The organism is Cupriavidus sp. 86D6 (genome assembly GCF_057815095.1).
This window is the reverse complement of record NZ_JBYPSB010000004.1, coordinates 273,338-294,586: the sequence shown is the minus strand read 5'-3', so window position 1 is coordinate 294,586 and position 21,249 is coordinate 273,338. Positions and strand designations below refer to the sequence as shown.

At 66.9% G+C, this 21,249-nt stretch carries 19 protein-coding genes; 13 read left to right on the top strand and 6 right to left on the bottom strand.

Translation table 11 applies throughout. From position 1 onward, the window contains the following. Positions 1-47 precede the first annotated feature (47 nt). A complete protein-coding gene (locus tag AC3G88_RS12465) occupies positions 48-350 on the top strand; it encodes a hypothetical protein (protein WP_488773001.1) in 303 nt (100 codons plus the stop codon). Between the two features lie 87 nt (positions 351-437). On the opposite strand, the gene AC3G88_RS12460 is transcribed toward AC3G88_RS12465, so the two are convergent. Continuing rightward, complete coding sequence (locus AC3G88_RS12460; RefSeq protein ID WP_488773000.1) at positions 438-1,019, bottom strand: J domain-containing protein; 582 nt, start codon at positions 1,017-1,019, stop codon at positions 438-440. A gap of 399 nt (positions 1,020-1,418) precedes the next feature. On the opposite strand from AC3G88_RS12460, the gene gdhA reads away from it, so the two are divergent. After that, on the top strand, positions 1,419-2,762 hold the full coding sequence (gdhA, locus tag AC3G88_RS12455) for an NADP-specific glutamate dehydrogenase (protein ID WP_092599559.1): 1,344 nt from the start codon (positions 1,419-1,421) through the stop codon (positions 2,760-2,762). A 201-nt stretch (positions 2,763-2,963) separates the two neighbouring features. Further along, positions 2,964-3,779, top strand: coding sequence for a hypothetical protein (locus tag AC3G88_RS12450; RefSeq protein ID WP_488772999.1), 816 nt, complete (start codon positions 2,964-2,966; stop codon positions 3,777-3,779). Between the two features lie 56 nt (positions 3,780-3,835). Here AC3G88_RS12450 and AC3G88_RS12445 read toward each other — a convergent pair whose 3' ends face one another. The 3 genes from AC3G88_RS12445 to AC3G88_RS12435 all read right to left on the bottom strand — a co-directional run bounded on the left by AC3G88_RS12445 (position 3,836) and on the right by AC3G88_RS12435 (position 8,422). Continuing rightward, a complete protein-coding gene (locus AC3G88_RS12445) occupies positions 3,836-5,851 on the bottom strand; it encodes an alkaline phosphatase D family protein (RefSeq protein WP_488772998.1) in 2,016 nt (671 codons plus the stop codon). 242 nt (positions 5,852-6,093) lie between these two features. Further along, entirely contained in the window at positions 6,094-7,734 is a 1,641-nt protein-coding gene (locus AC3G88_RS12440) for a hypothetical protein (protein ID WP_488772997.1), read from the bottom strand. Beyond that, positions 7,718-8,422, bottom strand: a complete 705-nt coding sequence (locus AC3G88_RS12435; RefSeq protein WP_487523807.1) for a glycoside hydrolase family 25 protein — start codon at positions 8,420-8,422, stop codon at positions 7,718-7,720. The genes AC3G88_RS12440 and AC3G88_RS12435 overlap by 17 nt, the downstream gene beginning before the upstream one ends. Positions 8,423-8,928: 506 nt before the next feature. On the opposite strand from AC3G88_RS12435, the gene hpnI reads away from it, so the two are divergent. From hpnI to AC3G88_RS12415, 4 genes are read left to right on the top strand one after another with little or no spacing between them, the layout of a single operon-like run. Further along, complete coding sequence (hpnI, locus tag AC3G88_RS12430) at positions 8,929-10,134, top strand: bacteriohopanetetrol glucosamine biosynthesis glycosyltransferase HpnI (RefSeq protein ID WP_488772996.1); 1,206 nt, start codon at positions 8,929-8,931, stop codon at positions 10,132-10,134. Next, positions 10,131-11,552 (top strand): hopanoid biosynthesis associated radical SAM protein HpnJ, encoded by a 1,422-nt coding sequence (gene hpnJ / locus AC3G88_RS12425; RefSeq protein ID WP_488772995.1) that lies wholly within the window; start codon positions 10,131-10,133, stop codon positions 11,550-11,552. The genes hpnI and hpnJ overlap by 4 nt, the downstream gene beginning before the upstream one ends. A 19-nt stretch (positions 11,553-11,571) precedes the next feature. After that, a complete protein-coding gene (gene hpnK / locus AC3G88_RS12420) occupies positions 11,572-12,378 on the top strand; it encodes a hopanoid biosynthesis-associated protein HpnK (RefSeq protein ID WP_488773162.1) in 807 nt (268 codons plus the stop codon). After that, positions 12,375-13,361 carry a lysylphosphatidylglycerol synthase domain-containing protein gene (locus AC3G88_RS12415; RefSeq protein WP_488772994.1) on the top strand — a complete coding sequence of 329 codons (987 nt, stop codon included), beginning with the start codon at positions 12,375-12,377 and terminating at the stop codon, positions 13,359-13,361. The genes hpnK and AC3G88_RS12415 overlap by 4 nt, the downstream gene beginning before the upstream one ends. A gap of 65 nt (positions 13,362-13,426) precedes the next feature. Here the strand turns inward: AC3G88_RS12415 and AC3G88_RS12410 are convergent, their stop codons facing one another. Together AC3G88_RS12410 and AC3G88_RS12405 are read right to left on the bottom strand one after the other, a co-directional pair. Beyond that, the gene (locus tag AC3G88_RS12410) at positions 13,427-14,401 is read right to left on the bottom strand and encodes an SRPBCC family protein (RefSeq protein WP_488772993.1); all 975 of its coding nucleotides are present in this window, start codon (positions 14,399-14,401) and stop codon (positions 13,427-13,429) included. Then, positions 14,367-14,741, bottom strand: a complete 375-nt coding sequence (locus AC3G88_RS12405; protein WP_092595571.1) for an ArsR/SmtB family transcription factor — start codon at positions 14,739-14,741, stop codon at positions 14,367-14,369. Before AC3G88_RS12405 ends, AC3G88_RS12410 begins: the two co-directional genes overlap by 35 nt. Before the next feature lie 234 nt (positions 14,742-14,975). Between AC3G88_RS12405 and AC3G88_RS12400 the strand changes: the two genes are divergently transcribed. From AC3G88_RS12400 to aepY, 6 genes are read left to right on the top strand one after another with little or no spacing between them, the layout of a single operon-like run. Further along, a complete protein-coding gene (locus tag AC3G88_RS12400) occupies positions 14,976-15,656 on the top strand; it encodes a CDP-alcohol phosphatidyltransferase family protein (RefSeq protein ID WP_488772992.1) in 681 nt (226 codons plus the stop codon). Positions 15,657-15,664: 8 nt separating this feature from the next. Next, positions 15,665-16,486, top strand: coding sequence for a HalD/BesD family halogenase (locus AC3G88_RS12395; RefSeq protein WP_488893418.1), 822 nt, complete (start codon positions 15,665-15,667; stop codon positions 16,484-16,486). A gap of 8 nt (positions 16,487-16,494) precedes the next feature. Continuing rightward, the gene (locus AC3G88_RS12390) at positions 16,495-17,556 is read left to right on the top strand and encodes a lysylphosphatidylglycerol synthase domain-containing protein (RefSeq protein ID WP_488772990.1); all 1,062 of its coding nucleotides are present in this window, start codon (positions 16,495-16,497) and stop codon (positions 17,554-17,556) included. A gap of 34 nt (positions 17,557-17,590) precedes the next feature. Then, positions 17,591-18,346, top strand: coding sequence for a phosphocholine cytidylyltransferase family protein (locus AC3G88_RS12385; RefSeq protein ID WP_488772989.1), 756 nt, complete (start codon positions 17,591-17,593; stop codon positions 18,344-18,346). Continuing rightward, on the top strand, positions 18,343-20,049 hold the full coding sequence (gene aepX / locus AC3G88_RS12380) for a phosphoenolpyruvate mutase (protein ID WP_153950136.1): 1,707 nt from the start codon (positions 18,343-18,345) through the stop codon (positions 20,047-20,049). Before AC3G88_RS12385 ends, aepX begins: the two co-directional genes overlap by 4 nt. Beyond that, the gene (gene aepY, locus AC3G88_RS12375) at positions 20,046-21,233 is read left to right on the top strand and encodes a phosphonopyruvate decarboxylase (RefSeq protein ID WP_488772988.1); all 1,188 of its coding nucleotides are present in this window, start codon (positions 20,046-20,048) and stop codon (positions 21,231-21,233) included. Before aepX ends, aepY begins: the two co-directional genes overlap by 4 nt. Positions 21,234-21,249: the final 16 nt, after the last annotated feature.

Below are 21,249 nucleotides of genomic sequence, written 5' to 3'. Positions count from 1 at the left end.
CCCCACCCCCGCCGACGCACCGTCCCCCAATCAGTTGAAGACAAGAGATGCACAACAACACGATCAAATCCCTGCTTGCCACCACGATGCTCTGCGCCTGCACGCTGGCTGCCGCGCAATCGGGCCACGGCATGCAAGACCGCGGCGTCGATGCCGACCGCTACGGCTATACGATGCACAACGGCCCCCGCGACGTCTTTACCGAAGGCGCCAATGTCCTGGAAAAGCGCGATGTCTACAGCCAGGGTGCCTATGGCACGCGCAAACCCGACCCGTACACCGACGGCGCCCACACCCTCGCCGGACGCGACCGCACCGGCGTGTCGGCGCCGCCGGCCCACAGCGCCTGATCGGCCTGCGCCCTGCTTCTTTTCTGCTTTGTTCTCAGCGAGATGAGACCTTGTACCGCGTCCTTCGGGACGCGGTTTTTTTTATGTTCAGCGGAACCTGAACAGGCCTTCCCAGAACGATTCGAAGGCACTGGCGGGCTTGTGCGCCCGGACCGAATCGGCCGACGGCTGCGGGGCGGCCTCGGTGGCCGGCGTGTCGTCGGGCTCGACGGCCGCCTTGCGCGACTCGTGCAGGGCCCAGACGCTGTCGGCGATACGGCCAGCGAGGTCCGGCTCGCAGTCCCGGCCCAGCAACACGCCAAACAGCACGTCGCGGCCGTGGCCGTCGTCGGCAAAGCGCATGGCGATGGCGACCATCTTCTCGTAGTGTTCCTGCGCGATGCGGCGGGCGGCTTCCTGGGCTTCCTGCTCCTGGGCTGCTTGCTCGGCGTGCTCGGCCTCCCAGCGGCGCATTTCCCGTTCGAAGACGTCGTCGTAGACCTGCCGCTGCTCGGCATCGGACAGGATCGAATAGGCATCGCGAATCTGCTGGAACGCGGCATGGGCCTCTGCCTCGCGACCCGGATTGCGGTCCGGATGCCACTTCATGGCGGCGCGGCGATAGGCGCGCTTGATCTCTTCGAGGGTGGCGTCGGACTCGACGCCAAGCGTCGCGTAGAGCGTGGTCATGGGGATGGGGCGGATATGGCGGCAGCGGCAAACGCGGTCATGCTAGCACGGCGTCGGGACGCCAATTTCCGCCAGCTTTGGCCTGCGACGAACCGTCCACTTTCCGGAGCGGGCGACGGCTGCCAACGTCGCTCCACATGACGGCGGCATCATGTTCCAGATGAATTTGGCCCCATTCTGGTGCTAAGCTTCGTGCCTGTTCGAGACATCCAGCCATAAGCCTCAATGTTCGGACATTGACGGCATCTGTCGACCTCCGCGCCCTTCCGGCCGGGTTTCCCACCAGGACGCATGCCACGGCGCCAACCCGACGCGCCATTCCAGGACGGCCCTGTTTCCCCCGCCGCTACGGCCAGGATGCCGGCGCCACAACAGCCCAGAAGACAAGACTGAGACATCGTGACTTTCCAATCCATCGATTCCTTCCTGGCCGGCGTTGCCCGGCGTGACCCCAACCAGCCCGAGTTCTTCCAGGCCGTGAAGGAGGTCATGATGACCTTGTGGCCGTTCGTCGAGCGCAACACGCGCTACCGCGAACAGGCGCTGCTGGAGCGATTGGTGGAGCCCGAGCGCGTGATCCAGTTTCGCGTGGCCTGGACCGACGACCGCAACCAGGTACAGGTGAATCGGGCGTTCCGGGTTCAGCACAGCTCGGCGATCGGCCCGTACAAGGGCGGCATGCGTTTCCACCCGACCGTGAACCTGTCGGTGCTGAAGTTCCTGGGCTTCGAACAGACCTTCAAGAATGCGCTGACCACGCTGCCCATGGGCGGCGGCAAGGGCGGCTCGGACTTCGACCCCAAGGGCAAGTCCGACGCCGAAGTGATGCGCTTCTGCCAGGCGCTGATCGCCGAACTGCACCGCCACCTGGGGCCCGATACCGACGTCCCGGCGGGCGACATCGGCGTTGGCGCGCGCGAAGTCGGCTTTATGGCCGGCATGATGAAAAAGCTGTCGAACCAGTCCGCCTGCGTCTTCACGGGCAAGGGCCTGGCCTTTGGCGGCAGCCTGATGCGCCCCGAAGCGACCGGCTACGGCACCGTGTACTTCGCGCAGGAAATGCTGCATCGGCGTGGCCGCGACTTCAACGGCCTGCGCGTGCTGCTGTCCGGTTCGGGCAACGTGGCGCAGTACGCGGCCGAGAAGGCCATCGAACTGGGGGCCAAGGTGCTGACGGTGTCGGACTCCGGCGGCGTGCTGCACTTTCCGCAAGGCATGGACAGCGAACAGCTTGCGGCGCTGATGACGTTCAAGAACGAGACACGCGGCCGCCTGGCCGACTTCGCCGCGCAGCACGACCTGCGCTTCGAGGCCGGCAAGACGCCGTGGCATGTGCCTGCCGACGTGGCGCTGCCGTGCGCCACCCAGAACGAACTGGACGGCCACGACGCCGAGCGACTGCTGTCGAACGGCGTATTTTGCGTGGCCGAGGGCGCCAACATGCCATCGACGCTCGACGCCGTGGACCGCTTCGTGGCCGCGCGCATCCTGTACGCCCCGGGCAAGGCCAGCAATGCCGGCGGCGTGGCCACGTCGGGCCTGGAAATGTCGCAGAATGCCATGCGCATGGCCTGGCATCACGCCGACATCGACGAAAAGCTGCACGCGATCATGAAAGACATTCACGGCAACTGCATCCACTACGGCCAGAAAGACGATGGCTACATCAATTACGTGGAAGGCGCCAACATCGCCGGCTTCGTCAAGGTGGCTGACGCCATGCTGGCGCAGGGCGTGATCTGACGGGCAAGCCGGCGGCCCGGGGCGCGGATCGGGCCCGTTGGCTTCACAAAACTGGAGAAAATGCGACGAGAATGGCCTCGTCGCTTTTTTTTCACACCGTGACATTGCGCAAAAAGCACGCCCCTCTTTCTTGGGGTCTGGATTCCATCCTGCACGGCCGTTAACCGACCCGTATCTATCCCACCATAAGGAGAGAGCTTCATGGGTCGTCGTTATCTGGTCGCGCTGGTGCTGGGCGCGAGTGTTCTGGCAGGCTGCGCCACGGTGCAAAAGCCGATTCCCGCCACCCGCGCCTTGTTCGACAACAAGGAGCGCGTGGTGGCCGTTGCCATCGAGAAAATGCCCGAGCCGGGTCAGGTCATGCTGGGCAACCAGGGTTTGCTGGACATCGCGATCAACCGCGCCAACGCCAAGGCCATCGTCGATCGGCTGCAGAAGCAAGACTTCACGGTGGTGAGCGGCCTGCCCGAAGCGTTCCGCAAGGGCCTGGAGTCGCGCCAGATCCCGGTTGTCATGATCGCGGAGCCGATCGATACGGCAACCATCCCCAAATTTACCGAAGGGTCCGGCGAAGGCATGGCCCTGCGCGACTATCGCCCGCTGGCAAAAAAATACAAGGCCGACAAGCTGCTGCTCGTGACGGCACGCTCGCTGGGCACCGTCCGGTCCTACTACGCCTTCATGCCGCTGAGCGCACCGGAGGGCTACGTCGCCTTGACCGGACAGCTGATCGACCTGTCGACCAATCGTCTCGAATGGTATGAGCGCGTGGAGACCTATGCGAGTGCCAAGGGCGACTGGGACCAGGCACCCGAGTACGACAACCTGATGCACGCGGTGGATGAAAGCACGCGCGCGGCGGCGGCGAAGCTGCGCGGCGCGTTCTTCATGGAACGGATCAGCCCGACAGCCCCCGTGGCGCCGGCCGCCCCGGTCGCAACGGCCGCGCCCGCCGTACCGACGGCGTCCGCCGTGCCGCCGGTGGCCGGTTCGGCCGCCAACGCTTCGGCCCAGTAACACCGCCCAGCGCGGGGCGAAGGCAGGTCAGCCTGCCCCGTCCCGCCAGCCAGACGCTAGCGCACGGTTACGTCGGCCGTATTCGCCGCAACCTCCAGCACCTTGGTGCTTGCCGTCGCCGGCGACGGTGCCGTGCCCCCGGAAAGCCGCTGCATCACGTGGAATGTGCAAGTGAGCTTGTCGGGCGTCAGCGTCACGACTGCGTACCCCTCCGCGTTGGTGTTCACATGCCGCAGCCACGGGTTGAACGTGCGCAGCGTGCTGTCCAGCGTGTCGGTCACCGTGCCGCCCACATTGCTATAGATCAAATCGCGCAGGGCCGCGAACGCCTGGTCGTTATCGACGAGCTTGCGCACGGAATTGAGCAGCGTGTTGCTCGACAGCCCGGCAGTGACCAGATCGACCATCACGGGCGCAGGGCTGGCGGCGTCGTAGTCGTCCATCACCTGGCCGGCAAAGAACGCGTGGATGTCGCCGCTCAGCGTCACGACGTTGCGCACGTTGTGGGTCTTCAGGAACGCCATCAGGTTCTTGCGCTCGGCATTGAAACCGTCCCACTGGTCGGCATTGAAAATCATCTTGCCCAGCAGCGAAACGGGCGGCAGGCGCGATTCGACGAATGGCTTGACGTTCGCATCGAAGGTGGCCGTGTTGATGCCGGCCTGCGACAGGACGTTGCGCAGCGCCGTATAGGCCAGGCCCGCATAGGTGCCGGCCGTTCGCGCCGCCGCGAGATCGCCGGCCAGCGCCGTGGCCAGCGCGTTTTCGACCGAGGCCAGCGCGCCGTTGGACGATACCAGCGCCCGAGCGATCAGGGTCGATATGGCTTGCGTGATATCCACCTGCATCCGCAGCATCGCCAGCTCGTTGCCCCAGAGCTTCCAGGTGGTGTTGGCGCCGCCGACCCGGTCCTGCCACCAGGCGCGCTGCGTGTCGCCCAGCATCGACACGGGTGTCAGTGCCCCGCCAGCGGCCGAGATCTTGGCGGCTTCGGCCGAGGCCAGCTTGTCGGCCGCCACCAGGTACCGGCTGCCGACCGCACTGCCCACCGATTCCTCGGTAATGACATGGTCCGCACGATACAGGCGTTCGTCCGTCATCATCAGCGTGGCCAGATTGCCAAACGTGAACGAGCGGTAGATCTGGATGTCCTGGAACGACGGATTGGCCGGATCGAAGCTGACATCGGCCGGCATGTATTCGAACCAGGCCTGGTTGGCGGCACGCCGGCGCGCGGTACGCGGCGTGAGGTCGTCATCGGCGGCGTAGGTCTGGCGGTCCTGCCAGCAGTTGTCGGAAAACTCGTGGTCATCCCAGATCGCGATCATCGGCGCCGCCGCGTGCAGTGCCTGCAGCCGGGCATCGTTCCGATAGCTGCGGTACAGGTAGCGATAGTCGTCGAGCGTGGTGGCATAGACACTGCCATCGGGCAGGACCGTGCCGTTGGGCAACTTCAGCGCGGTGTGCCGGTCCTCGACGTTGCCGGCGCGCGAGCCGCCGGGCACCGCTTCGTAGACGTAGTCGCCCACGTGGACGATGAAGTCCAGGTCCTGCTGCGCCAGCTCTTCCATGCCGGCCCAGTGGTTGACGTTCCAGTCCTGGCAGCTCACGAAGGCAAAGTGCAGCTGCGCCAGCGCGGTGCCGGCCGGCGCCGCCGTGCGGGTGCGGCCAACGGTGCTGGCCCGGTTGCCGAGCAGAAAGCGGTAGTAGTACCGCGTACCGGCCGTCAGCCCCGTGACCTTGTTGCGGATCGTATAGTCCCATTCGGGGCGTGCCATCAGGGGCTGGTTCACAAGCAGGCTCTGCGGCGGAAAATCCGCCTGCGTGGACACCTGCAGCCGCACCACCACGGGCCGTTTGCCGTTGCTGCCCTCGACGCGTGTCCACACGATCACGCTGTCCGGTCGCGGATCGCCTGAGGCCACGCCGTGGACGAAGTTGAAGTTTTCGGGATTGCCGGTATCGGACGGTTGTTCGTCCCCGCCTCCGCCACCGCCGCAGGCGGCAAGCCCGCCAGCGGCAACGGAAACGGTAAGAAAACCTCCCAGCTTGAGAAAATGACGACGGTCCATGACTGGTTCCTGTATGTGGGGACACGGACAGCCAGGGACGGGATGCCACGCAAGTCGCATCGGGGCTGTCTCGCGTGGCAGGTCGCATCTGGATACTAGTGCGGGGGCGTGCGATGCGCCGTCAGCAAATCGCGGACAACGGTATCGGTGAAAAGATGACTTGGGGCACGCATGGCCCCGGTAAGCCGATGCTTAAGTCCGGCCCCGGCGGCGCCCGACGCGTTGCGCGCCGGGCCAGGGCATCACGGATGCGTCGACACGTCGCCGTAAAGCTGCCGCATGAATGCCCGGAACACCGGGTTCATCACGTCGTCGTGGTTTCGGATCACATCGCCGTCCACCTGGATATTCCAGACCATCGTATTGGCCCGCATGGCCCCGCCGCCGCCGTCGGCCATCGTCAGGTAGCTGCCACCGCAGAACGTGCGCGCCCAGTCGGGCTTCAGCAGATGGTCCGCCCCCAGGTTCTGCTGGAAGAATGCGGCGGCGTTCTGCGCTTCGAGTGTCTTGTTCAGGCGCACCGCCTGGCCCAGCGCATCGCCATGCAGGGCCTTCAGTTCGGCCTCGGACTTCCATCCCGGGCAAGCGTCGTCCGCCCCAGCCGCGGCGCCGGCTTGCCCGGCCCCTTCCGCCGCCGGGACCGGGCCCGGCGCGTGTGCGCGGAGCTGGTGCGTCAGGTACTGGTCGATATGGCCGGGGGTCTTCTTCATGGCCGTGCCCTGCTCCGGCGTGGTCTCGCGCTCGAACAGCGTATTGACGGAACGCCCGATCGGAAACGCGATGCCCGTCGCCCAGTCCTTGGTCGACGTCACCGACACCAGCAGCGGCGGCTGGAAGGTGGGCGGGGCGTAGCGCCTGGAAACATGGTCGAGCGCCTCGTAGCGCGACGCTTCGAAGGCGGGATTGATCAGCACGATCATGTCCGCCGGCCGCTCTGGGGGCGCCGGCTTGACGCCCGGGCGGGCCAGGTCGCGCTGGGCGCTGAGCGATTCGATCAGCGGTCCCGACATGGCCGCATAGAGGATCAGCCCGCCGAAGCTATGGCCGATCATCAGTGTGCGGATACGCGGGCGCCGCGCGCCCTGCTCGGACGCTGCGCCGGTCTGTTCGGCCACAGGTGGCCTGACTGCCGCCGCCGCAGGCGCGGGGGGCGCGGGGGGCGCCGAGGACGCGTCCGGGTCTTCGTCCGGCGGCAGCTGGTTGTAGTACGTCCGCAGCGAGCGCAGTCGGGCGAACAGTTCGCGCGCCGATCCGATCGACACGCGCCGCGCGGCCTCCTTGCGCGCCCAGAACGTCAGGCTCAGCACGGGGTCCGGTATCGCCCAGGACTTGCCGCGCCATGCCACATAGACGCCCACCACCGTTCTCGGATTGCCGCCGGGCCCCGCGCGGTCGCGCTCTTCGGCACCGGCCGCTTCCAGCAGGGCACGGAATTCCTGCACATTGGCGTCATCGGCCTGCGCGTTGTGCTTCCAGCCGTGCACGAACACCACGATGCTCAAGTCCTTGCGCTGCGCCAGCAGCGACCGCAGCCGCGCCATCAGGTGCTCGATCTGGTCCGATGGCGCGAGCGAAAGCGCGTCCGCCGCCAGCGGCGTCGGCGCCGCATCAGGAAACAGCCAGCCCTGGTCGTCGAACTCGACAAAATGCAGTTCGTACAGGCCCTCCACCGCTTCGGGCGAAACCTGCGCGCATCCCTCGGGCATGGGCGGCGGGGCGCCGGCCGTGCCGATGCCGGGCCGCTCGCAGCGACGGTCCTGGCCCGGATCCACCAGATGGGTGCGATAAGCGCGGTTGGGCGCGCAGGCGCAGAGTGCCAGCAGGGCCAGGCCGCAGGCGATCCGGGCCGGCCGCGCGCCGCGCCGGCTATCCGTTCTGGTCATTCGCGCCGGGTGCCGTCTTGAAATATTCGGCAAACGGCCATGCGTTCTTCAGCGTGGATTCGGTCCCGAGGTAGCAGTCGCGATCGGTCGCGGCCATTCCGGCAAACGCATGCGGCGCCGGCCCCAGCCTGCCGTCGGTGTATTGCCAGAGCGTGAAGTGCGGCCAGGTGTCCGTAGGTATCCCGATCGGCTCGCTTCTGTACCGCGCGTACCAGAGCGGACAGTTCTTGAGGATGGGGTCGGCGCCATGGGCCTGCACGGCGTCGCGCAGCATGTTGCCGCCGTAGATCATTGGCCAGCGGCCGGTCTTGTCCCGCACCCGGGCCACGAAGTCCTGGGCCTGCGCCAGCGTCATGTCCGGGCCGCTCGAACTGGGTTCGAAATCGAGGCAGAACAGCGTGGCGCTATTGTCCACGTCGGGATCGCCGGCCTGGGTGATGTCGAGAAAGTTCTTCGCCTGATCGGCTGCCGGGCGGGCGCTGGAAAAGTGGTAGGCGCCCCACAGCAGCCCGGCGGCCAATGCTTGCTGGCGACGCTCCCGGTAGAACGGGTCCTGGAACGTAGCGCCCTCGCTTGCCTTGTGGATCACCGCCCTGACCCCTGCATTCCTGAGCTTGACGGCATCGAAGTGGTTGTCATGGTGGATATCGATGATCACATCGATCGATCCTGGCAGGGTCTCTGGCATCGCAAGCCTCCCGATTCGGTGCAGTCAAGCTACGGCGCAGCCGGTGGCCCGCCACCTGGCCGGCCGTACGCGCCCGCGCACACCCGGGCCGTACGAGGCCGCGCCGACGGACGTTTGGCAAACAGGCCTCGCTTGCCCGTTGGGAAGCATAGGCAACGGGTCGGGCAAACCTTCTCAGCCAGGTGGATGACTTCGTGCTGCCGATTTTTCAAGGCTGAGTTACACGCGATTTTTCTCGCGCGGCCGACAACATGCCACGCCAGTTGCTTCAGCATGCGCCAGCGCCACTTCCGGAACGCAGTCGACAATGATTTGCATTGCCCGGCGAAGGTTCGGCCGGCCACACACCAATTTGCCAGGGCTTAATGTCCTCTTAACGGTCTGGTGACACAGTGGCCTCCACAAGGCGAGGCAGGTTGATGCCAACCGCATGACGGGCGGCAGCATGTCATGGGCCCTCGCGGCAGGAACGGGTCGAGATCATCTCGCATGCGAGGGGGCAAGCCATGAGCGCCGTCTGGACAGATACCGTGGGCCGATTGCTGGTCGAGTCCGCCACGGTGTATGCGATCGTCGCGGCAAGCCTCAGCCGGCGTCATCCCGATCCCAGCGCCCTGCCCCGGCACTACGCGCCGGTCTCGGTGCTCAAGCCGCTGTGCGGCACCGAGCCACGCCTGTATGAAAACCTGGCCGGGCTCTGCCGTCAGCAGCATCCATGTTTCCAGCTGGTTTTTGGGGTCTGTAGCGCCGACGATCCGGCCATCGCCGTCGTGCATCGGCTACAGGCCGAGTTTCGCGATTGCGATATCGCGCTGGTCGTCGATTCGCGCATCCATGGCCGGAATCCGAAGGTCAGCAACCTGATCAACCTGTACCGGGCCGCCCGCCACGATCACCTGGTGATCGCCGACAGCGACATCGCGGTGCCACCCGACTATCTGCAGCGCCTGGCCGGCCCGCTGGGCGATCCGCACGTCGGCGTGGTGACATGCCTGTATCGGGGCCGGCCGGTCCACAACCTGTGGTCGCGGCTGGGTGCCGCGTTCATTGACGACTGGTTTGCGCCATCGGTGCGCGTGGCCCATGCCGGTGGTTCGCGGCGCTTCGGATTTGGCGCGACCATCGCCTTGCGGCGCGACACGCTCAATGCCATCGGCGGCTTCCACGCCCTGGCCAACCGCCTGGCCGACGACTTCTGGCTTGCCGAGCTCACGCGCCAGTCGGGATGGCAAACCGTGCTGTCCGAAGTGGTGGTGCAGACCGACGTGGTCGAAACCAGCCTGTCCGCGCTGTGGCGCCACGAACTGCGGTGGCTGCGCACGATCCGGTCGCTGAGTGCCCCGGGCTTCTACTTCATGTTCGTGACGTTCACCTGGCCGATGCTGCTGCTGGGTGGCCTGCTGGCCCCGCTGCCGATGGTGCTGGTCATCGCCATGGCCGGTGCGCTGGCCCGTTGCGCCGCGGCGGGCAGCCCCGGCAAGGCCCTGATGGCCCCGCTGCGCGACGCCCTGCTGCTGGTCGAATGGGTGGCCGCGCTGGGCAACGGGCACGTGCATTGGCGTGGCCACGTGATGGCCACCGCCGACAGCCCCGGCCTGCCCGGCACAGCCCCGGACAGCCGTCCCGGCATCGCACCCGCGGCGATGCCGCATGCCCTGGGCGGCGGTCTGGCGGCGTCCGCTCATCCCCATCCACAGGATAAAACCCGATGAAAACGCTGTTCCTGCAGGCGCCCTCCTACGATGGGTTCGACGGCGGCGCCGGGTCGCGCTACCAGGCCAAGCGCGAGATCAAGTCGTTCTGGTACCCGACGTGGCTGGCGCAGCCGGCGGCGCTGGTGCCGAACAGCCGCGTGCTCGATGCCCCGGCCGACGGGCTGGGCGTGGAGCAGACGCTGAATATCGCCGTCGACTATGACCTCGTCATCATCCATACCAGTACGCCGTCGTTCCCCACCGACGCCAGGTTTGCCGAGCAGCTCAAGGCGCGGCGCCCCGGCCTGTTGATCGGCATGGTCGGCGCGAAGGCCGCCGTGGACCCCGGCGGCACGCTGTCGGCCACCACGGCCATCGACTTCGTATGCCGCGAGGAATTCGACTACACCTGCCAGGACGTGGCGGCCGGCAAGCCGCTGCGGGACATCGCCGGCCTCAGCTACCGCTTGCCGGACGGATCGATCGAGCACAACGCGCCGCGCCCGATGATCGAGAATATGGACGAACTGCCATTCGTTGCGCCGATCTACAAGCGTGACCTGAAGATCCGGAACTACTTTATCGGCTATCTGCTGCATCCCTATGTGTCGATCTACACCGGGCGCGGCTGCCGGTCGCGCTGTACGTTCTGCCTCTGGCCGCAGACGGTGGGCGGGCATCGGTACCGTACCCGGTCCGCGCAAAGCGTGATCGAGGAAGTCAGGTGGATCAAGGAGAACATGCCCGAGGTGCGCGAGATCATGTTCGATGACGACACGTTCACCGACTTCAGGCCGCGCGTGGAAGAGATCGCCCGGGGGCTGGGCCAGATCGGGCTGCCGTGGTCGTGCAACGCCAAGGCCAACGTGCCTTACAGCACGCTCAAGATCATGAAGGACAACGGCCTGCGGTTGCTGCTGGTGGGCTACGAGTCCGGTGACGATCAGATTCTTCTGAATATAAAGAAAGGGCTACGCACCGACATCGCACGGCGCTTTACGGACGACTGCCGCAAGCTCGGCATCCAGATCCACGGCACGTTCATCCTCGGGTTGCCCGGCGAGACGCGCGAGACCATCGAGAAGACCATCGCCTACGCCAAGGAGATCAATCCGCATACGATCCAGGTGTCGCTGGCGGCCCCGTATCCGGGCACGACCCTGTACCGGCAGGCCGTGGACAACGGCTGGCTCGAAGACAACAAGGTGATCCATCTGGTCAACAACCAGGGGGTGCAACTGGCCGCCATCAGCTACCCGCACCTGAGCCGCGAGGAGATCTATCACGGCGTGGAAACGTTCTACCGGCGCTTTTATTTCCGGCCGGGCAAGATCTGGGAAATCGTCAGGGAGATGATGGGCAGCTGGAGCATGACGCGGCGGCGCCTGCGCGAAGGCGTGGAGTTTTTCCGATTCCTGCATTCGCACGAGGCCTGAGGCCATGGCTCGCCGCCGGATGCTGATCGTGACCGCCGATGACTTCGGCCTGCACGGGGACGTCAACGAGGCCGTGGAACGCGCGCATTGCGAGGGCATCCTCAATGCTGCCAGCCTGATGGTCGGGGCCCCGGCCACCGCCGATGCCGTGGCGCGCGCGCGCCGGCTGCCCGGGCTGCGCGTGGGGCTGCACCTGGTGCTGGCCGATGGGTGGTCGACGCTGCCCTGGGAGTCGATTCCGGACCTGGTCGATATCGACGGGCGCTTTGGCGATGCCATGGTGCGCGATGGCGTGCGCTTCGCGCTGTATCCCACGTTGCGCGCGCAGCTGGCCGCCGAGATCCGCGCCCAGTTCGAAGCGTTCGCGCGTACCGGCCTGCCGCTCGACCACGTGAACGCGCACAAGCACTTCCACCTGCATCCCACCGTGCTGGGGCTGATCCTGCGCATCGGGCGCGACTATGGCCTGCGCGCCATGCGGCTGCCACGCGAGGCCCGTGGCCCGCTGTTCCTGCGCCCTTGGCTGGCGTTGCTGCACCGGCGGATGGACCGCGCCGGCATTGCCCACAACGATTTCGTGCTCGGGCTGTCTTCCAGCGGGGCGATGGACGAAGCCGCGCTGCTTGCCGCGCTTGATCGGCTGCCGGACGGCGTGGTGGAGATCTATTGCCATCCGGCTGTCAGCTCGGGCGCGCGGATCGGCGCGTCGATGACCGGCTATCGGCATGCCGACGAACTGGCGGCGCTGCTGTCGCCCCGGGTACGCGCGGCGGCCGAACGCGTGGCCCCGCGGCGCGGCGGCTTTGCCGACCTGATCGCCGCATGAGGCTCAAACGCCTGGCGCTGGCGGGCGCGCTGGCGGGCTTGCTGATCCTCACCGCCGTGGTCACCCAGGCGGGCCTGGCCGAAGTGGGCGACATCCTGCGGCGCGCCGGCTGGCCATTGCTGTGGCTGGTGCCCATCCACCTGGCCGCGTTATGGCTCGATGCACGCGGATGGCGCACGCTGCTGGCGCCGGCCGATCCCGCGGCCCGGGCCGATACCGGTTTCCTGCTGTGGGTTGCCACCGTGCGCGAGGCCGTCACGCGGCTGCTGCCAAGCGCCGGCATTGGGGGCGAAATCGTCGGTATCCGCCTGGCGTGGCGCCGCGTGCCCGACGGCAGCGCCGTCACGGCCAGCGTGGTGATCGAAGTCATGGTGACGATGTTCGCGCAATACCTGTTCGCGCTGGCCGGCGTGCTGCTGCTGGTCTCGACCACCCCGCTGACCGGGCATGGCATGCTGATTGCGATCGGGCTGCTGCTGTCGCTGCCGGTCCCCGCGCTGTTCGCCTGGGCGCTGCGGCACGGCGCATGGTTCACGCGACTGGAAGGGGCGGCGCGCCGCATCCTGGGCCATGAGCACTGGCTGGCATCGCACATCGATGGCAAGCGGCTGGATGCGCAGATTCGCGCACTCTGTGGGCGCGCACGCGCGCTGTTCAGCACGCTGGCATGGCAGTTGGCCGGCCTGTCCGTGGGCACGGTGGAAGTCTGGTGGGGCCTGTCACTGCTGGGCCATCCCGTGAGCTTTGGCGCCGCGCTGGCCATCGAAGCCCTGACGCTGGCGGCGCGCCAGGTCGTCTTTTTCATCCCCGCCGGCCTGGGCGTGCAGGAGGCCGTGCTGATGGTACTGGGCACCGGCCTGGGCATTGCACCGCAGACCTCGCTGGCACTGGCCCTGGTCAAGCGCGCGCGGGAACTGGCATTCGGCGTGCCGGCGCTGCTGTCGTGGCAGTGGGCCGAATGGCGCAGCCTGCGCAAGGCCTAGCGTTGCGCCCTGCTGCCCCATCCCGCCCCTTTGCGGTTTGTCGATTGACCTGGCGTGCCGGCGTTTCAGCGCGCCGCCTGCTCCACCCATTCACCGATGGCATCGAGCAGCAGCCGCGAGCCGTGTTCGCGCGAGCCCGCATCGTCATAGCCGTCCAGAAATGCGCCATGCTCGGTCAGCGTCAGTTGCGTGCCCTGCCCCACGGCTTTCAGCTCGAACACGGCCAGCGACACCGAGATCTTGCGGTCGCCCATGTGCATTTCGTAGCTGTACACCAGCCGCTCGTTCGGAATCACGTCGAAATAGACCGCGTCGAACGTCGACACCAGGCCGTTTTCCCATTTGCCCTGCAGATGCTCGCGGCCGCCGGGCCGCACGTCCATGGCGCGTGACACGGTCTGGTAGCCCGGCCCGCCGCGGAACCACTCGGCCTTGGCCGCCGGGTCGGTGAGCGCGCGGAACAGGAGCGCCGGCGGGGCATCGAACGTGCGCGAAATCGAGAAGGTGCCGTGGGCCACCGAGCGCGGCGGCGCTTCGGCGACGATACGGGCCACTTCCTGCTCCAGACGGTCCAGCGTCTGCTTCCAGCCGGCCTCGGCGCCACGGGTGAAGTCGCCGGCCGACGGATCGAGCAAGGTGTAGTCCTGCGTCACGCGCATCTCGGTGCCGCCGCAGACGGTTTCGAAGCCGACTGTCGTCAGGGCATTGAACAGCGGCTTGCCATCGACGGTGACCACGGTCATGTCGATCACCAGCCGCGCGTGCGGCATGACCTCGACAAAGTGGCCCCGGATCCAGTGCTCGAATTCGCCGCCCTGCGAGCGCATGCACAGGTCGAACTTGCCGCCCGGATGGAATTCGACCTCGCAGGCCGGCACGGTGAAGCCCTGTGGGCAGAACCAGTGCTTCAGGTGATCGGCCGTGCTCCAGGCCTTGAAAACAAGGTCGCGCGGGGCGTTGAAGGCGCGCGATACGGTCAGCCGGTGCTGGGCGTGCTGCGGCGTATCAGTCTTCGTTGCGGTTGCGGTCGCGGGTGCCATCGGATGCTGCCTCCTTTTTCATGGTTTCCAGATATTCGCCCAGGCGGTCGAAATGGCCTTCCCATTCGGCGCGGCGGGCGCTGATCCACTGCTCTGCCTCGCTCAGCGCATTGGGCGCCATGCGGCAGGTGCGTACCCGACCGACCTTCTCGGTACTGACCAGCCCGGCCTGTTCCAGCACCGAAAGGTGCTGCATCACCGCCGGCAACGACATCGCCAGCGGCTTGGCCAGGTCCGAGACCGACAGCGGTCCGCGTGCCAGTTGCACAAGCATCGTGCGCCGCGTGGTGTCGGCCAGGGCCTGGAACGTGGCGTCGAGAGGATCGGAATAGTTAAGCATGTCCTTTAGTATAGAGACTTCCGATAGTTAAGCAAGGACTTTAGTGATTGGTTTCACGCCGTGCGTTGGTGCGCCCCGGGGCCCGTCATGGCGTCGCCTTGACCGCCCCTGCTGCAGGGGTGCGGGAAAGGGCGTATTCTCGTGAACTTGTCTTTCGGGCGTCGTAGGCGTAGTGTTCCGCATCGCCTGGCGCGCCGAAGTGCCGGAGCCGCCCCTCCAGACCAGTTTTGACGGATGAACCAGAAATCCCCTAAATACCCGGATGAACCGCCCTTGCCGTCCACCTGGGATGCCCGCCTTGCCCGCCATCTGGTGCGGCCCCTCAAGAACACCCGTGTCTCCCCGAACCACCTGACCACGCTGCGGCTGCTGATCGGCGTCGCCGGCATCGCCTGCATTGCGCAGGGTGGCTACGCGTGGAGCAACTGGGGCGCACTGCTCGTCGTCATTTCCAACTTCGTCGATCACACCGACGGTGAGTTGGCCCGGATTAGCGGCAAATCGAGCAAGATCGGTCACTTTTACGACCTGGCCAGCGATGCGCTGATTACGGTGCTGCTGTTTGTCAGCTTTGGCATGGCCGTGGCCAATACGACCGCGCCCGGCGGCACGCCGGAGGTTTTCGGGCCGGTGCTGCGCGGCACGATCGCGGGCCTTGCCGTGGCGCTGATCTTCTTCCTGCGCATGCGTATAGAATCGCGGGTTGGCAAAAGTGGAACCAAACAGGCATCGGCGGGCGGATTCGAGACCGAAGACGTGCTGTACCTGCTGCCGCTGGTGACGCTGACGGACGGTATCGGTCCTTTCCTGACCGCCGCCTCGATCGGCGCCCCGCTTTTTGCCCTGTTGGTCATCATCGATTACTGGCGAGTCATGCGGCGCCCCCAGCCAGTCGCAACCTCCACCGAACACTGAGGCAGCCCATGCCAGAGCAAGTTACCGGCGACATCGCCATCGCCCCGCAGTTGGCGCGCGAAGCCGAACCCGTGGCCGGACGTCCGGCCACGCGCCGCCCGGACGCCGCCGTGGCCAGCGTGGTGTCGCAACTGGACACCCCCGCCCTGCGCCAGGACTTCGACCGCCAGGGCGCGTTCCTGTACCTGGACAAGTTCCTGGGCCCGGACGAGACCGCCCAGCTGGTGACGCTGGCCCGCGCGCTGCAGTCCGGCCTGAACCGCAACTACCTGCCCGGCCACAAGCAGGGCGGCAGCGTCAGCCGCCACACGATCGACGAAAAGGCCCCGTTCATTGCCGAGCTGTATCGCTCGAAGGCGCTGATCGGCTGGCTGGAAGCCGTGACCGGCGACAAGCTCCAGGTCTGCCCGGAAACCGATCCGCACGCCTACGCGCTCTATTACTACACGCGCCAGGGCGACCACATCGGCTGGCACTACGACACGTCCTATTACGACGGCCGGCGCTACACGTTGCTGATCGGCGTGCTGGACGAATCGACCTGCCGGCTCGACTACGAACTCCACACGCGCAACCCCGACATCGCGGACGAACCGGGCTCGGTGCAGATTCCGCCGGGCGGCATCGTGCTGTTCGACGGCGACAAGCTGCGCCACCGCATCACGCCGGCCGGCCCGAACGAGATCCGCGTGTCGCTGACTTTCGAATATGTGACCGATCCGGGCATGCGCCCGTGGCTGCGCTTCATCTCGAACATGAAGGACGCCGTGGCGTACTTCGGGTTCCGCCAGGTGTTCCGGCGCCTGCTGGGCGGGAAGTCAGCGAGGTAGTTGGCAGCGTGAATCGTGCAGCTTTCATTTTTCTGTCGGTAGGCGCGGCGCTGTTCGTGGGGCTGCTGGCCTGGCAGGGCTTTGGCGCGGTGACCACCACGCTGATGTCGGCCGGCTGGGGCCTGGCCGTGGTGGCCGCGTTCCATCTGGTGCCGCTGGCGCTCGATGCCGGCGCCATTGCCGTGCTGATGGACCGCAAGACCCGCCACGGGTCGTTCTGCAGCGCCCTCAAGGCGCGCTGGACCGGCGAATCGGTCAACAGCCTGCTGCCGGCCGGCCAGATCGGCGGGCCGGTGCTGATGGTGCGCTACCTGTCGCAGCGCGGCGCGCGCATGCGCGACGCGGCGGCCGCCATCACCGTCAGCACCACCACCCAGGCGCTGTCGCAGATGCTGTTCGCGCTGCTGGGCATTGCCGTGTTCGGCGCCAACGGCGACATGTCCGAGTACCGTACCCCGATCATCGCCGTGACCGTGGTGCTGGGCGCCTGCGTGCTGGCGTTCTGCGTGCTGCAGCGGCGCGGGATGTTCGGCCGCATGATGCGCATCGGGCAGAAACTGTTCGGCAAGCGCGCCGATGCGACGCAAGCCGCAGCCAACGACGGCAGCGACGGCAGCGACGCCAGGCCGGGCCGCTGGGCCGGGCTGGCCCTGCGTGCAGACGCCGTGGACAGTGCGATTCGGGAACTGTATCGCGACCGCAAGAAGGTTGCGGCCAGCTTCGGGCTTAACCTGCTGGGCTGGATCGCCGGCACCGGCGAGGTCTGGCTGATTCTTTATTTCCTGGGGCATCCGGTGGACTGGCACGAGGCGTTGCTGCTCGAAAGCGTGGGCCAGGCCATCCGGGGTGCCGCGTTTGCCATTCCGGGGTCGCTCGGTGCGCAGGAAGGCGGCTACCTGCTGCTGGCGCCGCTGGTGGGCCTGCCGCCCGACGCCGCGCTGGCGCTGTCGCTGGCCAAGCGCGTGCGCGAGCTGGTGCTCGGCATTCCCGGACTGGTGTATCTGCATTTCAGCGAACGGAAGTTCCAGCGCCGTCGCGCCGCGCACGCCCTGGCGGCGGATCGAGGCTAGCGCGGCCACATTCATTTCTCATGAGAACAACGTGATGCGAGCAATCATTCTTGCCGCGGGCCTTGGCCTGCGACTTCAGCAACAGCCGGGCAAGCAGTTCCCGAAATGCCTGTTGCGCTTTGACGGGCTCACGCTGCTCGAACGTCACCTGCGCCTGCTCGATGCGGCCGGCGTGACCGAAGTGGTGCTGGCGCTCGGCTTCGAGCCGGACCAGGTCAAGGAAGAGCTGGCCCGAATCGGCCGCGACCTCGAAATCGTGATCAACACGCGCTACGACCTGGGCAGCGTGCTGACCGTGCATACCGTGGCCGACGCCATGACGCGCGGCGACGACGTGCTGCTGATGGACGCCGACGTGCTCTACGACGAGCGCATCATGGCCAAGCTGGTGGCCGGCGACACCGTGAACCGCCTGCTGATCGACCGCGACTTCGAAGCCGGCGACGAGCCCGTGAAGCTGTGCCTGAAGGACGGCGTGCCCGTGGAACTGCGCAAGCAGCTCATGGCCGACCTGCAGTACGACACCATCGGCGAGTCGGTCGGCTTCTTCCGCTTCAAGGAAGACTGCGCGCGCCGCCTGGCCGACATCGTCAAGGGCTACGTCGACTCGGGCCGCGCCAACATGCCGCACGAGGAAGCCGTGCGCGACCTGCTGCTGGAACAGTCCCACGTATTCGACACTGCCGACGTGACCGGCGCCCCGTGGATCGAAATCGATTTTCCCGGCGACGTCTCGCGCGCAGCCGTTGAAGTCCTGCCCCAACTTCTGCCTGTAGGAATCGCCCAATGAACGCCATCGACCCGAACCTGCTCGCCAACTCCGGAACTTCGGTGCCCCTGTCGCGCGCCGCGCGACTGCGCCAGATGCTGCTCTCGAACGAGCTCGAATTCATCATGGAAGCCCATAACGGCCTGTCCGCACGCATCGTGCGCGAGGCCGGCTTCAAGGGCATCTGGGCGTCCGGCCTGGCCATTTCGGCCCAGTTCGGCGTGCGCGACAACAACGAGGCCAGCTGGACCCAGGTGGTGGACAACCTGGAGTTCATGGCCGACGCCAGCGACCTGCCCATCCTGCTGGATGGCGACACCGGCTACGGCAACTTCAACAACGTGCGCCGCCTGGTACGCAAGCTGGAGCAGCGCGGCATTGCCGGCGTCTGCATCGAGGACAAGATCTTCCCGAAGACAAACAGCTTCATCGGCGGCGAGCAGCAGCCGCTGGCCGATATTGACGAGTTCTGCGGCAAGATCAAGGCCGGCAAGGATTCGCAGGCCGACGACAACTTCTCGATCGTGGCCCGCGTGGAGGCCCTGATCGCGGGCTGGGGCATGGAAGAAGCGCTGCGCCGCGCCGAGGCCTACCGCCAGGCTGGCGCGGACGCCATCCTGATCCACAGCAAGCTGTCGAAGGCCGACGAGATCGTGACGTTCGCCCGCGAATGGGGCAACCGCGCCCCGCTGGTGATCGTGCCGACCAAGTACTACAGCACGCCGACCGACGTGTTCCGCAAGGCTGGCATCAGCCTGATCATCTGGGCCAACCACCTGATCCGCGTGGCCGCATCGGGCATGCAGGCCGTGGCGAAGGATATCTACGAGAACCAGACGCTGGTCAATGTGGAAGACCGCATCGCCACCGTCAACGAGATCTTCCGCCTGCAGGATGCCGACGAATACTCGGCCGCCGAGAAGATCTACCTGACCGGCGGCCAGGCGCCGGGCTCGGCCGTGGTGCTGGCCGCAGGCCGTGGCAAGGGCCTGGAGGCGCTGACCGAGGACAAGCCCAAGGTCATGCTGCCGGTGGCCGGCAAGCCGCTGCTGCGCTGGCTGGTGGACGGCTTCAAGAACCAGGGCATCAACGACATCACAGTGGTGGGCGGCTACAAGGCCGAGGCCATCGACGCGGCCGGCATCAACCTGGTGCGCAACGACCGCTATGCCGAAACCGGCGAGCTGGCGTCGCTGGCGGCCGCCGCCGACACGCTGCAGAACGACACCGTGATCGCCTATGGCGACCTGCTGTTCCGCAGCTACATCCTGCGCGACCTGGTGGACACCGATGCGCCGTTCAGCGTGGTGATCGATTCGTCGGAATCGGCGCCGTCCAACCAGAGCGTGCGTGACTTTGCCTGGTGCTCGGCATCGGACGACCGCGACCTGTTCGGCCAGAAGGTGCTGCTCAAGAAGATCTCGGACGACGTGCCGGCCGGCGACGCCCCGCACGGCCGCTGGATCGGCCTGATGAACGTGCGTGGCGAAGGCCGCGCTCGCCTGCAGACGCTGCTGGGCGAACTGCGCCAGCGCCCGGACTTCGACAAGCTGGACCTGCCCGACCTGCTCAACGCGCTGGTCGCCGCCGGCGAACAGGTGGAGGTCAAGTACGTGCACGGCCACTGGCGTGGCGTGAACGACCTGGAAGACTTCCGCCGCGCCGGCGATTTCGCGCACGGCCAGACGCCGTTCGCGGTGGGCAACGGCGAGGCCGCTCAATGATCGAGGCGGTCCAGTTCGTGGAAGCCGCGCGCGAGCGCGGCTTCGAGTGGTATGCGGGCGTGCCCTGCTCGTACCTGACGCCGTTCATCAACTACGTGGTGCAGGACCCGTCGCTGCACTACGTGTCGGCCGCCAACGAAGGCGATGCCGTGGCGTTTATCGCCGGGGTGACGCAGGGGGCGCGCGATGGCGTGCGCGGCATCACGATGATGCAGAACTCGGGCCTCGGCAACGCGGTGAGCCCGCTGACGTCGCTGACCTGGACGTTCCGCCTGCCGCAGCTGCTGATCGTCACGTGGCGCGGCCAGCCCGGCGGCGCGGCGGACGAACCGCAGCACGCGCTGATGGGTCCGGTAACGCCCCAGATGCTCGACACGATGGACATCCCGTGGGAGCTGTTCCCCACCGAGCCGCAGGCCGTGGGCCCGGCGCTGGATCGGGCCATCGCCCATATGGACGCCACGGGCCGCCCGTACGCGCTGATCATGCAGAAGGGCAGCGTCGCACCCTACCCGCTCAAGTCGCAGAAGGGGCCCATCGCACGTGACAGGGCGCTGCCGGAAGTGTCCCGCACCGGCGCCGCCACGCTGCCGAGCCGCACGGATGCGCTGCAGCGCGTGATTGCCCATACGCCAGTCGATTCGACCGTGGTACTGGCATCGACCGGCTTTTGCGGCCGCGAGCTTTACGCGCTGGACGACCGGCCAAACCAGCTTTACATGGTGGGATCGATGGGCTGCCTGACGCCGTTCGCGCTCGGCCTGGCCCTCGCACGCCCGGACCTGAAGGTGGTGGCGGTCGATGGCGACGGCGCCGCGCTGATGCGCATGGGTGTGTTTGCCACGCTGGGCGCCTATGGCCCGGCCAACCTGACGCACGTGCTGCTGGACAACAACGCCCACGATTCCACGGGCGGACAGGCCACGGTGTCGCACAACGTGTCGTTTGCCGGTGTGGCGGCGGCGTGTGGCTACGCGTCGGCCATCGAGGGCGACAACCTGGCCATGCTGGACGCCGTGCTGGCCCGTGCGGCCACGGCCACGGCGGGCCCGAACTTTGTGTGCCTGCAGACGCGCCCCGGCTCGCCGGACGACCTGCCGCGCCCCTCGGTGACGCCCGTGCAGGTGTCCACGCGCCTGGGCCGCCAGATTGGCGCCAACCAGGGCAACGCCAGCCACGCCTGACTCCAACCCGCTTGAG